At 49.2% G+C, this 14113-nt stretch carries 13 protein-coding genes; 8 read left to right on the forward strand and 5 right to left on the reverse strand.

The genetic code is table 11. The features are described 5' to 3' along the window. The first annotated feature begins 22 nt into the window (after nucleotides 1-22). The 8 genes from QOL41_RS05065 (at nucleotide 23) to QOL41_RS05100 (ending at nucleotide 9640) form a co-directional block, all read left to right on the forward strand. Nucleotides 23-1705, forward strand: coding sequence for a hypothetical protein (locus QOL41_RS05065; protein ID WP_283428880.1), 1683 nt, complete (start codon nucleotides 23-25; stop codon nucleotides 1703-1705). A gap of 1 nt (nucleotide 1706) precedes the next feature. Further along, on the forward strand, nucleotides 1707-2315 hold the full coding sequence (locus QOL41_RS05070) for a nuclease-related domain-containing protein (protein WP_283428881.1): 609 nt from the start codon (nucleotides 1707-1709) through the stop codon (nucleotides 2313-2315). Between the two features lie 355 nt (nucleotides 2316-2670). Next, on the forward strand, nucleotides 2671-3615 hold the full coding sequence (locus QOL41_RS05075) for an Rpn family recombination-promoting nuclease/putative transposase (protein ID WP_283428882.1): 945 nt from the start codon (nucleotides 2671-2673) through the stop codon (nucleotides 3613-3615). 101 nt (nucleotides 3616-3716) lie between these two features. Next, a complete protein-coding gene (locus QOL41_RS05080) occupies nucleotides 3717-4883 on the forward strand; it encodes an FISUMP domain-containing protein (RefSeq protein ID WP_283428883.1) in 1167 nt (388 codons plus the stop codon). 578 nt (nucleotides 4884-5461) lie between these two features. Continuing rightward, nucleotides 5462-7075, forward strand: a complete 1614-nt coding sequence (locus QOL41_RS05085) for a phosphohexomutase domain-containing protein (protein WP_283428884.1) — start codon at nucleotides 5462-5464, stop codon at nucleotides 7073-7075. 24 nt (nucleotides 7076-7099) lie between these two features. Further along, the gene (locus QOL41_RS05090; protein ID WP_173653420.1) at nucleotides 7100-7906 is read left to right on the forward strand and encodes a hypothetical protein; all 807 of its coding nucleotides are present in this window, start codon (nucleotides 7100-7102) and stop codon (nucleotides 7904-7906) included. Between the two features lie 31 nt (nucleotides 7907-7937). Further along, a complete protein-coding gene (locus QOL41_RS05095) occupies nucleotides 7938-8681 on the forward strand; it encodes a YebC/PmpR family DNA-binding transcriptional regulator (RefSeq protein ID WP_173653419.1) in 744 nt (247 codons plus the stop codon). A gap of 143 nt (nucleotides 8682-8824) precedes the next feature. Continuing rightward, entirely contained in the window at nucleotides 8825-9640 is an 816-nt protein-coding gene (locus QOL41_RS05100) for a hypothetical protein (RefSeq protein WP_283428885.1), read from the forward strand. Between the two features lie 42 nt (nucleotides 9641-9682). On the opposite strand, the gene QOL41_RS05105 is transcribed toward QOL41_RS05100, so the two are convergent. The 5 genes from QOL41_RS05105 to QOL41_RS05125 form a co-directional block, all read right to left on the reverse strand. Further along, a complete protein-coding gene (locus tag QOL41_RS05105; protein WP_283428886.1) occupies nucleotides 9683-10846 on the reverse strand; it encodes an N-acetylmuramoyl-L-alanine amidase family protein in 1164 nt (387 codons plus the stop codon). Beyond that, nucleotides 10846-11316 (reverse strand): SsrA-binding protein SmpB, encoded by a 471-nt coding sequence (gene smpB, locus QOL41_RS05110; RefSeq protein ID WP_173653416.1) that lies wholly within the window; start codon nucleotides 11314-11316, stop codon nucleotides 10846-10848. The genes QOL41_RS05105 and smpB overlap by 1 nt, the downstream gene beginning before the upstream one ends. A 3-nt stretch (nucleotides 11317-11319) precedes the next feature. After that, nucleotides 11320-12447, reverse strand: a complete 1128-nt coding sequence (obgE, locus tag QOL41_RS05115; RefSeq protein ID WP_283428887.1) for a GTPase ObgE — start codon at nucleotides 12445-12447, stop codon at nucleotides 11320-11322. After that, nucleotides 12447-13409 (reverse strand): N-acetyl-gamma-glutamyl-phosphate reductase, encoded by a 963-nt coding sequence (gene argC, locus QOL41_RS05120; protein ID WP_173653414.1) that lies wholly within the window; start codon nucleotides 13407-13409, stop codon nucleotides 12447-12449. The genes obgE and argC overlap by 1 nt, the downstream gene beginning before the upstream one ends. Before the next feature lie 153 nt (nucleotides 13410-13562). Next, nucleotides 13563-14060, reverse strand: a complete 498-nt coding sequence (locus QOL41_RS05125; RefSeq protein ID WP_283428888.1) for a YchJ family protein — start codon at nucleotides 14058-14060, stop codon at nucleotides 13563-13565. Nucleotides 14061-14113 lie beyond the last annotated feature (53 nt).

Here is a 14113-nt window from a genome sequence, read left to right on the forward strand (position 1 = left end):
CCGCTCATTTCGTACCAAAAGTGTGAACAAATGTTTGCAATCTTTTGTGGTTTGGTATATATTCAAAGAAAAAAGATTTGGTGAGGTTTTTATGCGTTATTCGATAATCGGTATCTTGGGTGTTGCAGCGATGTTTGCGGCGTGTTCGCAAACGGTATCTGCATCTTCTGACGATGAAGTGATTTCTTTAGCAAGCAGTTCCAGTAAAAAAGGAAAAAGTTCCAGCAGCAAAGATTCTGGGAAGATTTCGTCTAGCAGCACAGAAAAACAGGCTGGTAGTAGTTCTAGCAATAAGCCCAACGATGAAAAATTGTCAAGCAGTTCTGTGGCTGAAGAATTAGATGAAAATTGTGTAGGAGAACCTGGTAATCCTTGGGAAGGAACGACTGCGAAGGATTTTGCATGTGGTGCGGGTACTAAGAAAAGTCCATATATTATTTTGACTGCAGAGCAATTGGCTCATTTATCTTTTGTCGTCGGATCAAACGACGGTAACTATGCGGGAAAGTATTATAAACTCGGTGCAGATATCAAACTGAATAAAGGTGATATTATTGATGATAAGGGCGCTTTGGTTGGGGATTCAACGAAACTTCACAAGTGGACTCCTATAGGCAATTCTAGTGTTGCTTTTACAGGATATTTTGATGGGGATGGACACACGGTAAGTGGAATGTTTATTAATACGACAAGTAGTAATAATGGTTTGTTTGGTAATTCAAGTGGAACTGTACAGAATGTGACTCTTGATAATTCTTGGGTATATGGAGGGAAATATACAGCAGGAGTGGTGGGGTATAATACAGGTACTTTGAAAAATATTACGAATAAAGCAAGTGTTACTAGTGAAAGTGGACCTGTTGGAGGTGTTATTGGTGCGTCCAATGATACCTATGGTAATGTGAATTTAGTAGACGAAGTGTATAATTTGGGTGTTATTAAAGGAAAAACAGATGTTGGCGGAGTTATTGGTTTTATAGATAGAATCAAATTAACGCATGCAGAAAACAATGGGTTGGTTGAAGGTGAAAAATATACTGGTGGAATTTGGGGTGGTGCACAATCAACAACAGTTGAAGCAAGTTATTTGGTTAATTATGGCAGTATTGTTGGGCAAACCTATACGGGGGGCGTAGCGGGGTATTGTGGCCATTATGGCGTTGGTTCCAAAAACGCTGCAAAATGTGGAACGCTTACAAATGTTAGGAATGAAGGAATTGTACAAGGTTTAACATTTGTTGGAGGTATTGCAGGGACATTTGGTGGGAAAATGATTTCCGCAAGTAATACATCATCTATTTCGGGAACGAATTATGTTGGTGGTTTGTTTGGAAACGCTGATTTTTCAACAACAAATAACCTTTATAATGTTGGCGATGTTTTGGGGAATCAAAATGTTGGTGGAATTATTGGTTATAACCAAGAAGGTGTCACCAGCTCAGCCTATTCCACAGGTAAAGTTGACGGAGATTCTCTTGTTGGCTTGATGATTGGCTATAACTACAACACCACTATGGCTGACTACTACTATTGGGAACAAGGCGAACAAGAACCGTTTGGCCTTAATAATAGCGGTGGAGTTGCCACGCCCAAATCTGCTGATGAAATGAAATCGGATGAATTTGCCGAACTCCTCGGCGATGAATTCGTTTATGATTCTGGCCTAAATGACGGCTATCCTGTGCTCAGCTGGGAGAAGGAATAGTATGCTTATTCTTTGGGGCTTTATTTTTGTTATGCTGGTTTTCATCTTATGGATGAAAATCTTTCAGAATCAAATTATTGGACATATCGGAGAAAAACATACTGCGGGTATTATAAAAGCTATTTCTAGAGGTTGCGTTTTTAGGGATGTGTATGTGAATGGCTGTCATGGAGTTCAGCAAATTGATATTATCGCAGTTACTGAAAAAGGAATTCTTGTTGTTGAGAAGAAGACTTATATCGGTTTAATTGTTGGATCGGAATACGATAAGCAATGGAAAATTTTTGCTGCGCAGGGACGGCGGAAATATTCTATGAAAAATCCGCATCATCAGAATTTCGGTCACATTCAAGCGTTGCTTGAAAATTTCCCTGCGATGAAGAATTTGTGCGTTGATGTCGTTATATTTGGTAATAACGCTAAACTTGGTGACAAAATTCCTGCGAATACGATTCGAGATGCAGATTTCCAAAGGTTCTATAATAGCTTGCCTAATTTATTGTCTCAGCAACAAATCTCAGATTTTGTAAATCAAATCCAAACTCTTGAATCTAAAAGAGCTGAATACAAAAAGTTGCATAGGCAGAAAATTAGGGGTAAGAGAAGTTGAATTCTGCGCTATGTGCGGTAAGCCGGCACGAGATGTTTTTGGTAAGCGAGCGGTTCCGGTAATTCCCGGATAGCGAGCGGGCAAAAACATCGTGACGGCTTGATTAATAGCAACCTAAAGTTGCTTTTTGTAAAAAATGAAGATTTTTGCAAACACCTGATTGCAAAATGAAGGGCGACAAGTTGTCGTCAAGATTGAGCCTTTTAGCAAAAGTAGCCCTAAATGCCGCTAATATAATTTTACGTGAAAACCAGGTGCAAAATCAGACTGCTTCTTCAAAAGTGGCGTATAGAATAAAGGAGCCTTCCGAAAAAAATAGGTTCCGAAAAAAAATAACGCTAAAGAAAGGAAAACTATGACTGAAAAGAAAAATAATGCACGCCGTGCACATGATCCCTTTTTCCGGTGGCTTTTTGCCGATTTCAAGCGCCTTAGGCAGTTGCTTGGGTTTGCAGGCAAGGTGGATCGCGAAGTGGGCGAGTTCCTGTCTTCCGTGAATCTCGGCACATTGGAACGTATTCCTGATTCGTATTCCGAAGTTGATGAAACCGGTGATGCGGATTTAGCCTTCCGCGTCAACGTGTTGACGGGCGCACCCGTGCTCGTGGGCATCATGGTGGAACACAAATCGGGACGTGACCCCGACACTATCAACCAGATTGCCCGCTATGTGCGTTCCGTGATGAAAATTCATCAGGAAAATCGTGTGTTTGACGGACTCCCGACTATGGCGATTATCTTTTACAATGGGCGTGAAAATTGGAATCCGCTGAAAAACCTTGAAGATGGGTACCCGGAATTTTTCCACGGTCGCGTGCTTCCGTTTGCATGCTCGTTCGTGAACATGGCCGACATTCCCGACAGTGATTGTCTCGCTTGTGAAGACGTTGCGACGGGCATGGGAATTACCGCAATGAAGTATGCTTTTGACAAGGACAATCTTCGTTCGAAGTTGTTGCAGTTTAAGGAATCGTTCCAGAAATTGCCTGCGGATGTAGGATTGACCCTTTTGAGCAAAATTAATGTATATTTAAGGGAGTACGTCGACGAGGACTATCTGAAGGAGTTGGAAATGGCTTTCAAGAGTGTAGGACAGAAATACGGCTTTGTGAGTGCCGGTGACGTGTTCCGCAAGCGCCTTGCGGATGCTCATGCTGAAACTCAAGAAGCTAAAGACAAACTTGCGCAAAATAAAGCTGACACCGAGGCCGTTCTTCGTGAAGAAGGGCTTTCCGACGAAATGATTGCGAAAATTCAATCAAAGCTCGAAGCACTTCAGCAAAGTCGTCTTGCAAAATAGTTTAGTTGTTTTTTTCTAGAACGAAAGCCAGCTTGTAAGGCTGGCTTTTTAGTTGCTATATTTTGCAAAAATCAGTGGGATTTTATACTCGGAGGTCTTCTGTGAAGATTTTTAACATTTTTGCACTGTCCATTCTCCTAGCCCTGCTCGCAGCATGTGGCGATGAATCCTCTTCTTCCGTTTCGCCGGAACCCCGCCAGTGCGAGGAACAGAACGATGACTGCGACGACGCAAGTTCTAGCAGTGAAAAAATTTCCAAAAATTCTTCTAGCTCGCAAAAGAGCACCGATAAGGGCAAGTCTTCTTCTAGCGAGAAGAATGCGAAGGAATCTAGCTCCTCGGCAGCAACCAAGAATTCTTCTAGCTCCGTTGATGGCGACAAGAGCAGTTCTTCTGTCAAAAAAGAAGAATCTAGCAGCAGTGTTGTGAAAGCTTCATCTTCAAGCGTTACGCCGAAGTCGAGCAGCAGCGAAGAAGTTAAGCAGTCTTCTTCGAGTGTTGTTGCTTCGAGCAGTAGCATAAAGTCTTCCTCCAGCGTCACACCGAAGTCAAGTAGTAGCGAAGCTTATCAGCATTGGTTTCCTTTGAATGGTGATTTAAATGATAAGTATGCTAAGTTTACGGACCCTCGCGATAAACGTGAGTATTATTATATCCAGATCGACGGCAAGGATACGGCTGGCGAAGCCGCCTCTATCAAGGTGATGGCTGAAAATCTGAATGTTGGTGAGATGGTTCGGGGATTTAAAGATCAGAAAGATGATTCGAAAATAGAACGTTACTGCTACGATAATGATACAACCAATTGTGATCGTTATGGAGGCCTCTATCAGTGGGCTGAAATGATGCAGTTGCCGTTCGAATGCAATAGTAAGAGTTGTGCCGATTCGATAAAGCCCAATCATCAAGGTGTATGTCCTGAAGGTTGGCGCTTGCTGACATATAATGATTTCTACATCATTGTCAACAGTAACGGAAATACGCATGGCGTTGAGGGCGTACGTTCTTCCTTTGGCTTTGGTGGGTATAATACAACTGGTTACAGCCTTGTCGGTGCTGGGGCAAGAGTGTTGGTAAATGAGGTTGGTGGTTTTGATTCTCTTAATGAATTGACCGCTTGGTATTATCCGACAGAAATCACTGTAAAAAACATTGTGTATCCAAATGCAGGCCACACAAACTCTTCGGATACCCATATGTATAGTAGAGATATCTATAACTATACAAAGTTAGAAGGTTTCTCCGTTCGTTGTGTAATGGTTGAATAACCATCTCTTTCAAACTGTAAAATTTTAAATAAAAAATCAAAAACTAGGCATTCCATATGGAATGCCATTGGGAGTTATTATGTCCAAGAAAAGCGCGCAAGGCTCAACTGCGCGGGCGCTAGCGCACGCATAGGGGAGCCGCAGCAGCGGACGGCGTAGCCGTCAACAACATTAAGAACAACAAGAAAAATTCCACTCGTAAGAACTACAAAATGGACGCCTAAAGGCGTCTACGGCTGCGTTCGGTCATGCCAAAACGCAAGCGTTTTGTCGCGACACTCACTTGCACGCTACTGAAGCTCTTGAACCGCGCCTGCACTAAAGCGACGGCGAATGCCTGGCCGCAAAGCGGACAGTAAAGGCCGAAGGCCGTAATTTGTCCGCGTGCGGAGCAGGCTGAGCCGGAACGCTGTTTTTCAGGGATGGGAGAAGAGAAGTCGGGGGTTTTAGGGGGCGGAGCCCCTTAGGCGAGGGGGTGTTGGAAGCCCCTGTTGGGGCTGCAAACAGGGGGAGGCTTCCCCCTTTTGTTGTTGGGATTTTACTAAATTTCTCGCGAAAAAATCACAAAAGGATCCCTTATGGAAAACATTACCCAGATTTGGAAAAAGATTCAGTCCCCCGAATTCAACCCGGCTACCGATATGAACCTGGTTGAAACTGTCAAGCAGGTCGCCCTGACTTCTCAAGAGCCCGCCAAGGTGAGCTTTGGTACGTCTGGCTGGCGCGGCGAAATCGGTTCTGAATTTACGCTCCGCAACTTGCAGGTGGTGGGTGCCGCCATTGTGCGCCTCTATAAGGAAGCTACTCCTGAATTGTTCGAAGCTCTTGGCGTGAAGGACTTTGCCGAACTTCAGAAGCGCGGCGTGGTCGTGGGTCACGACAACCGCTTGCTCGGTCACGAATTCTGCGAAGCTGTGGCTGACCAGTTTGCCAAGGCCGGCGTGAAGGTCTACTACGGTGGCGAAATGCCGACTCCGGAATTCAGCGCCGCTATCGAAATGCTCGGTGCAGCCTGCTCGATTAACATGACTCCGAGCCACAACCCGAGCCACTACAACGGTATCAAGTTCAACCCGGCTGACGGCGGTCCTGCTGGTCCGGAAATCACGAACGTGATCACCAAACTCAGCAACGAAATGATGGCCACCTGGAAGTTTGAACCGGTGGGCAAGGTTGACTGGGAAATTATCGACTCCCTCAAGATTTACAAGGAATTCCTTGTGAAGCAGGGCACGATCAAGTTCGACTTGATCAAGGAATTTATCAAGAAGGGCCGCTTGACTCTCGTTTGCGACCACGTGCACGGTTCTACCCGCCGCCGTCCGGCTGCACTCCTCGACAATCCGGAATGCCTGATTACGCTCCGTAACGAAGATGATTCCCTGTTCGGCGGTATCGCTCCGGAACCGTCCAGCAAGAACCTCGAAAAGGTCCGCAAGGTCCTCGACGAAAGCAAGTCCTGGTTCCGCTTGGGCGCAATCTTTGACCCGGATGGCGACCGTATCCGTTTCTACGACGGTACTCGCGAAATCGATATGAACCAGTTCGGTGCTATCGCTTTCCACTACATGGCTACCTGGCGCAAGGAACAGGGCTGCGTGGCTAAGTCCGTTGCTACTTCTAACTTTGTGAACATCATTGCTGAAAAGCTCGGCGTGCCTGTGATGGAAACTCCGGTGGGCTTCAAGAACTTCCGCCCGTGGCTTTCCCGCAATGCCAAGCAGAAGGCTCTCGTCGCTTTCGAAGAATCCGACGGTATCTCTGGCTTGAACAACACGCTCGAAAAGGATGCCCAGTTCGGTCTCCTTATCGCTCTCGAAATTATGGCCAAGACGGGCAAGAACCTGGGTGAATACCTGGATGCCCTGTACGAAGAATACGGCCGTTTCTACCCGACCCGCTCTGGTTTCGAAGTGGACAAGTCCCTCGTGGGCGAACCGCTGAAGGCCAAGGTGAACGCTATCGCCGATATCGCCAAGCCGGGTGCTAAGGTCATGGTTGGCAACAACGAAAAGACCGTGAAGCAGCTCCTGACGCTCGACGGCGTGAAGGTGATCTTCGACGATGACTCCTGGATGCTGGTGCGTCCGTCTGGTACGGAACCGAAGGTCCGTATTTATACGGAATGCCGCAACCCGGATGAAAAGGACCCGATGTTCGAGGCTGCCAAGGCGCTGTTCTTCAAGAATTAATAAGCTTTTCAAAGGGAGGTTCCTATGAAAAAACTTATAGTGTTTATTTGTTTGGTTTTTGTGGCGGTTTGCTCGGCGCAGTCGCTGAAGCCTGAATTCCAGGCTTTCTCGGGTGCGTTGCTCAAGCTGAAAAAGGCCGATAAGGGCTATCACAAGTTCCGCTTGACGGTCGATGTCGCTCCGTGGGCTTTCCAGGCTGACGGTGAAGTGCAGGCTCCGGGTGGTGACGGCGATGCTTTGATCACGGGCCTTTTTGACGGTGACGTCTATGCCGTGCTTGCTTATGTGCCTTCGGCATCTCCTGGTTCCGACGGTAAGGAATATCAGGTGGGCTTGTTCGACATGATGCTCTTCTTTGAAGACGAACCGACCCGAATCCGTAACCTGCGCTTTAAGCTTTTGCCGCCGGCAAATGACGAATGGGCCATGGGCATTCTGAAGGATGCTCTGGAATCTGGTTCCTTGCTCGGTAACGTGTGGGGCGGTAAGTACGACAAGGCCATCACGAAGGCCTCTGCTGACCCGCTCGACAAGGCGAAACTCCGCGCCCTGCAGAAGAAGGGCGAAAAGAAGCCTGAAGAAGAAGCTACCATTACGACTCGCAAGCGCCGTGTGGAGGCAAGCGACGAAGAAGTAGCTCCGAAGAAGAAAAAGAAAAAAAAAGTCGAAGAAGAAGAGGCAACGCTGAATAAGCGCAAGCGCCGCGTCGAAGAAGAAGACGAACCTGCTCCGACCAAGAAGAAAAAGAAGAAAAAAGTTTCTGGCGATCCCTGCGACGATCCGAACTTGACTGTGAAGGAACGCCGTCGTTGCCAACTGAAAAACAAGTAATTTTTTAACTAAAACCAATTAGAGGTAATCTATGTCCGGTCACTCCAAATGGGCCACCACCAAACGCAAGAAGGCCAAGACTGACGTTGCTCGCGCCAAGGCTTGGAACAAGCTGATTAAGGAAATCTCCATTGCTGCTAAGCTCGGCGGCGGAAACCCCGACGCAAACCCGCGTCTGCGTGCCGCTATTCTTAAGTCCAAGAGCCAGAGCTTGCCGACCAAGAACATCGAAAGCGCCATTGCCAAGGGTACGGGTGCCAACTCCGGTACCGAAATGACGGAACCGTTGTACGAAGGACGCGGCCCGGGTGGCATTGCCATCATGGTGCAGTGCCTGACCGACAACAAGGTTCGTACCGTTGCCGAAATCCGCAACATCTTTAACAAGAACAACGGCGCCATGGGCGAATCCGGTTCCGTTTCTTGGGCTTTCACCTACAAGGGTGTGATCATCGTTGACGCTGAAAAGTATCCGGAAGACAAGGTCATGGACCTCGTTCTCGAAGCCGGTGCCGAAGACATGTCCACCGAAGACGGCGTGCATGAAATCTCCACCTCTCCGGAAGCTTTCGACGCTGTGTCCAAGGCTCTCGAAGCTGCCGGTATCGAAATGATGAGCGCAGAAATCACCTACGTCGCTAACGACCCGGTGAAGCTCGGTCACGACGATGCTCAGAAGCTCCTCAAGCTCATCGACAAGTTCGAAGATCACGACGACGTTCAGGACGTTTATCACAACGCCGAAATCGACGAAGCCGATATGGACGCGGAATAATCTTTTTCTACAAAGATTCAAAAAGCCGATTGCCAAAAGCAGTCGGTTTTTTTGTGCGTTTGCACACTTTTTAAATAGAAAAATTGCCGAATTTGTGCTTTTTGTCGAATAAATGATATATTTGTGAAAAAAGGAGAACTTATATGAAATGCCGAAAGAGTTTATTTGTATCTAGTTTTGCCCTGGCTGTTTTGCTTGGGGCTGGTGTTTCTGCCCAGGCCAAGGAATGGGAGCAGGCCTTCGTGGTGAACCTAACCCGTCATGAAGTAGGTGAGCCAACCTATGGCTATACTAAATGGGGCTTTTCTAAAGACAGTCTTGTTGAGATAGAACCGGGTGTTGCTATCGAGGGCACGTATTGGAATGTGAATGAAACTTGTGTATGTAATATTATTAGGTTTGGCGCCTGTGAACTTTTTCTTGAGCATTGGAACTTTTTTGACTTGGACCAAAACTATTGGAATGTAGTTCTGGGCGATAGCTTGAAAGCGGGAGTTGCCCTAGACTTGAACGATACGACTGCTTTTGTTGCGACTCCTAGTAGTAAGTCTTCTTTGATAGATACTTATAAATTTACCTCGAAAGAAGGTTCGACGGCGAATGATACGAATTACTTTGTTTATAGAAAAGATTCTACTTATTACGCCCTTTGCCAATATATAACAGTGTATAATCGTTCTGAAAATTGGAGCGATGATACGGAAACGGGGTTCCCTGCCTATTTTGTGCATCAGTGCATTTTCCAAGATGATGGAACGCCTACGTTTAGCAAGATTCCTATGTATACGGGTGAATTACCGGAGGGAAAACCTGTGGATCCGCCTTCTGTTGTCGCGAAGCCTTTGCGTAAAAAGGTGGAACCTGTTGCCGACAAACCGTATTTGGTGAATGGAAAGTCGGCTAAGAAAAATTCTGCGAGCGGTATACGTGTTGAGAAGGAGCGCGTCTACCGACAATAAAAAAAATGGCAACCTGATGGCTGCCATTTTTTGTGAGATTTATTATTGGCGACCGAGTGTTTCACGGTAGTTGTGGACCGCGGCCTTGTAATTGCTGACTGCCTTTGAAATGCGGGAGGCAATGTCTGCTTGGGCCTTGTTGGTCATCATGTAGGCTTCTTCTTCAGGGTTGCTGATAAAGCCGATTTCGAAGAGGACTGCAGGCATTAACGCGCCTACGAGCACCATGAATCCGGCACCACCGACGCCGCCACCTTGGCGCTTGATTTTGCCGTCATCGAAGGCCTTGAGCATTTGTTCGGTGAACATGTAACTGTTCTGCTTGTACTTTTCCAAGCGGGCTTCAAGCTTGAACCATTCGAGCGGAGAAAGTTCTTCTTTGGCATTCTTTTCGCCGTAGAGAGTGGCCACCTTGTTTTCGCGGCGGGCAATGGCTTTGTCTTCTTCGCTTTCGGGAGCGCGAAGCACGTACACATGGTAGCCCTTGATTTGCTTTTTGCGCTCGGGGCTTGCGTCGATGGCGTTACAGTGCAGGCTAATGAACAAGTCGCCGTCCCATTGGTTGGCGAGGTTCGCGCGTTCGCCGAGCTCGATGAACACGTCTTTGTCGCGGGTCATTTTGACCTTGAAGCCTTCTTTTTCAAGTTCCTTCTTTAAGAGCTTGCCGACGGCGAGTACGATGTCTTTTTCGTTGGAATTCTTGCCCTGGGCGCCGGTGTCCTTGCCGCCGTGGCCGGGGTCGATCACGATGGTCTTGACTTCGCGGGTGCCTGCGGTTTCATTTTTCGGGGTGGCAACTGGTGTTGTCTTTGCTGTGGCGGCTGCGGGCGCGGCGGCGACTTTTACGGAAGACGATGAGACTTTCGCGAGGGAGCTGCTGCTTGCAGGAGCGACCGCGGCGGTTTGCGTGTTGCCGGCCTTGTACAGGTTTGCGACGTCGAGAGAATCGAGCAGAATGTGTCCGTCTGCAATTTCGGGCGCATGCTTGAGGTCTACCGACTTGCCGTGGGTATTTACGTAGGGGAGCCCGATGGCGAACTTGAGCGTGTCGCTTTCGCCTGCGAGAATGAATGTCTTTTGAACGGGGAACCAGTGGAAGCTGGCCTTGTGCTGCTTGGCGACTTGTTCGGCATCGACCATGTTGGCAGCCCAGGCGCTAGTCGCGAGAGCCACGCAAACGAGTATGTGCCAAACAAGGTTTCTCATTAGCGGTGAGCCTTTGCCGCACGGGCCATTTCGAGTTTTGCATCGCGGTTGATGATATCCTGGCGCTTGTCGCGCTGATCCTTACCGCGGCAGATTCCCATTTCGAGCTTAGCGCGGCGATTCTTGAAGTAGAGCTTCAAGGGAATGAGCGTGCAACCCTTTTGCTCCTTGGCCTTGCGCATCTTGGCAATTTCGTGCACATGGGCCAAGAGCTTGCGGCGCCTTGCCGGAAAATGATTGAAACGGTTGGCGAAAAGGTATTCGTCGATGTGGGCACCCACGAGCCAGATTTCGTTCTTGGTTTCGTCGATGTCAATCCACGCTTCGCCCAAAGTGCACTTGCCATCGCGGATAGATTTAACTTCCGAACCGATCAGCATGATACCTACTTCGAAGGTTTCGTCTACGAAGTAGAGGTGGTTTGCCTTGCGGTTTACGATGACCGGCGTACTCTGTTCTTTTTTCGCCATTCGTTAAGCCTTCTTCTTGCTCCAGCCAGATTTTGTTCCGGTGCTTTTGGAAGCTGTCGTCTTTTTGGCTGCGGATTTAGTGCCGCTTTTCTTTGCGGAGCTCTTGCTGTCGCTTGTCTTGGCGGCGATAACGCTCTTGCTTTCCCAGCCGACTTTCTTCTTTTGCACGTGGGGCACCGCTTCGTCCAGAGCCAGGGTGAGTTCCTTGCAACCGTCGCCAGTTACGGCAGAGGTCACAATGACGCTTTCCTTGTGTGCCTTGAACTGCTTGATGGCTTCGTCGATGCCGAGGTCGCTCTTGTTCAAAGCAATCACGTAAGGCTTCTTCGCGAGCTTTGGGTGGAAAGCCTTGAGTTCGTCCTTAAGAACGGAGAACTGTTCGTAGGCGTTTTCGGCAAAGCCGTCAATCACGAACAAGAGCGTGTGCGTACGTTCGATGTGCTTTAAGAATTGGTGGCCGAGGCCCTTGCCTTCGCTGGCGCCTTCGAGCAAACCAGGAATATCTGCAACCACAAAGCTGTGGCCGTTCAGTTGCACAATGCCGAGCACCGGTTCGAGAGTGGTAAACGGGTAGTCGCCGACTTTCGGGCGACCGCTCGAAATCTTGTTCACAAGGCTAGACTTGCCTGCGTTCGGGAATCCGACGAGGCCCACGTCTGCCATGAGCTTCAGTTCCAAGAAAAGTTCGCGCTTTTCGCCCTTTTCGCCAGGTGTGCATTTGCGCGGAGCCTGGTTGGCAGGCGTTGCAAAATGCTGGTTGCCCATGCCACCCTTGCCGCCGCGAGCCGCAATCCACTTTTGGCCGGGTTCGGTAAGGTCTGCCAAGATGCGACCTTCGGCATCCTTCACGATGGTTCCGCGCGGAACGTCTACGATCAGGTCTTCAGCAGAACGACCGGTGCAGCGCTTGGCGCCGCCGGGCTGTCCGCTTTGAGCCTTATAGAGGCGAGCGTTACCCATGTCGAGCAGGGTAGAGAACTGTTCGTTCACCTGCAGAATCACATGGCCGCCGCGACCGCCGTCACCGCCATCGGGGCCGCCGAGGGGTACGAACTTTTCACGGTGGAAACTGCAAATGCCATCGCCGCCCTTACCGGAGCGAACTTCAATTGATTTTTCATCTAGGAACATTAAAGGCTAATTCCTTCGTCGAGGCCGAGCGCGATATTCATGTTCTGAATTGCGGCACCGCTTGCGCCCTTGCCGAGGTTGTCGATAATAGTCGTCACCTGCATCACGGTTTCGTTGCCGAACACCTGGATGCGGGCGTTGTTCGTATCGTTGCAGACGGTAGCGTCAAGGCGGCCGTTGAACAGCACAGGGGCTGCTTCATAGGGCATGACCTTCACAAAGCGAGAACCTTCGTAATGCTTTGCCAAAATTTCGGTGAGGCCTTCGGGACCGACCTTCTTGGTGAGTTCATTTGCAAAGATGGCGACGGTGACTGCCATGCCCTTGTAATAAGGGCCAAGCACCGGGTTGAAGAACGGCGTGTTTTCAAGTTCGCAGTACTTCTTCATTTCGGGGAGGTGCTTGTGTGCAAGCGCAAGCGCGTACGGGGCGGGCGCCATGATTGCCTTCGATTCGCCGGTCTTGTGTTCCATGGCTGCGGCTTCTTCGTATTCGGCAATCAGCTTCTTGCCACCGCCGGAATAACCGGTAATACTGTAGGCGGCGAGGTTTGCGCTCTTCGGCAAAATGCCTGCGGCAACCAGCGGATGTACACCGAGAATAAAGCCCGAAGCGTGGCAACCGGGGTTGGCAATGCGCTTGCTCTTGGCAATGGCTTCGCGCTGGGCGGCCGAAAGTTCCGGCATCCCGTAGGTCCAGTCGGGGTTTACACGGTGTGCGGTCGATGCATCAATCACGCGGGTGTTCGGATTTTCGCAGAGGGCTGCACTTTCGACAGCCGCAGCATCGGGCAGGCACAGGAACGTTACGTCGGACTCGTTGATGAGTCGCTTGCGTTCGTTAATGTCTTTGCGGAGTTCGGGAGAAATGCGCAACACTTCGATGTCGTTACGCTTTGCGAGTCTCTCATAAATCTGCAGGCCTGTGGTACCTGCTTCACCATCTACGAAAACTTTGAACATTTTAGTTAATAGGGGTTAGGTTTGGGGTTTTAGGGGCGGAGCCCCTAGGCGAAGGGGTGACGAGCAACGAAGTTCTCGGAGTGCGAGTCTGGGGAAGGCTTTCCCCTTGTCCTTTCGTCTCTCGTCTGTAGGCTCGGAGAGCCGTTCTTTCGTCTACTTATTAGCGCCGCAGCACTTCTTGTACTTCTTGCCGGAACCGCACGGGCACGGATCGTTACGGCCAACGACCGGACCTTCGTGACGGACAGTTTCCTGCTTCACAGCACGACCGTCGTAGAAGAACCATGCGCCGCCCACCTTGTGGAATTCGCCGAGTTCGTGGTGGTTACGGGTGATGTTGCCCTGCTTGAAACGAGCGACGAATTCGACCCAACCGATGTTCTTTTCTTCTTCGGTCTTGGTCTGCTTGATTTCGATGCCGAGCCATTCGGAATCCTTGCTCCAGGCGGTCACGCTCGGTTCGTCGAAGTCGCTACGCTGGGTAGCTTCGAGGGATTCCTTGAGCCAGCCAATTTCCTGCTTTACGTAGGCAGTATAGCGGGAACGCATCAATGCTTCGGGACTTGCAGCGAGGGTCTTCTGCTTGATAATCGGTTCGCAACATTCGCAGTATTCCTTACCGGAACCGCAGGGGCATAAATCTTTAGCCATAACTTAATCCTTGTGTCTTCGTTGAAGCGGCTTGGCCGCCGTTAAAATTTGGT

The organism is Fibrobacter sp. UWB10 (assembly GCF_900182935.1).
GTDB lineage: Bacteria > Fibrobacterota > Fibrobacteria > Fibrobacterales > Fibrobacteraceae > Fibrobacter > Fibrobacter succinogenes_O.

Excerpts from the sequence above, each read along its gene's own strand:
- QOL41_RS05070 (WP_283428881.1), top strand. The coding sequence starts at position 1,707 with ATGCTTATTCTTTGGGGCTTTATTTTTGTTATGCTGGTTTTCATCTTA.
- QOL41_RS05075 (WP_283428882.1), top strand. The coding sequence starts at position 2,671 with ATGACTGAAAAGAAAAATAATGCACGCCGTGCACATGATCCCTTTTTC.
- QOL41_RS05085 (WP_283428884.1), top strand. The coding sequence starts at position 5,462 with ATGGAAAACATTACCCAGATTTGGAAAAAGATTCAGTCCCCCGAATTC.
- QOL41_RS05090 (WP_173653420.1), top strand. The coding sequence starts at position 7,100 with ATGAAAAAACTTATAGTGTTTATTTGTTTGGTTTTTGTGGCGGTTTGC.
- QOL41_RS05095 (WP_173653419.1), top strand. The coding sequence starts at position 7,938 with ATGTCCGGTCACTCCAAATGGGCCACCACCAAACGCAAGAAGGCCAAG.
- QOL41_RS05100 (WP_283428885.1), top strand. The coding sequence starts at position 8,825 with ATGAAATGCCGAAAGAGTTTATTTGTATCTAGTTTTGCCCTGGCTGTT.
- QOL41_RS05105 (WP_283428886.1), bottom strand. The coding sequence starts at position 10,846 with ATGAGAAACCTTGTTTGGCACATACTCGTTTGCGTGGCTCTCGCGACT.
- smpB (WP_173653416.1), bottom strand. The coding sequence starts at position 11,316 with ATGGCGAAAAAAGAACAGAGTACGCCGGTCATCGTAAACCGCAAGGCA.
- obgE (WP_283428887.1), bottom strand. The coding sequence starts at position 12,447 with ATGTTCCTAGATGAAAAATCAATTGAAGTTCGCTCCGGTAAGGGCGGC.
- argC (WP_173653414.1), bottom strand. The coding sequence starts at position 13,409 with ATGTTCAAAGTTTTCGTAGATGGTGAAGCAGGTACCACAGGCCTGCAG.
- QOL41_RS05125 (WP_283428888.1), bottom strand. The coding sequence starts at position 14,060 with ATGGCTAAAGATTTATGCCCCTGCGGTTCCGGTAAGGAATACTGCGAA.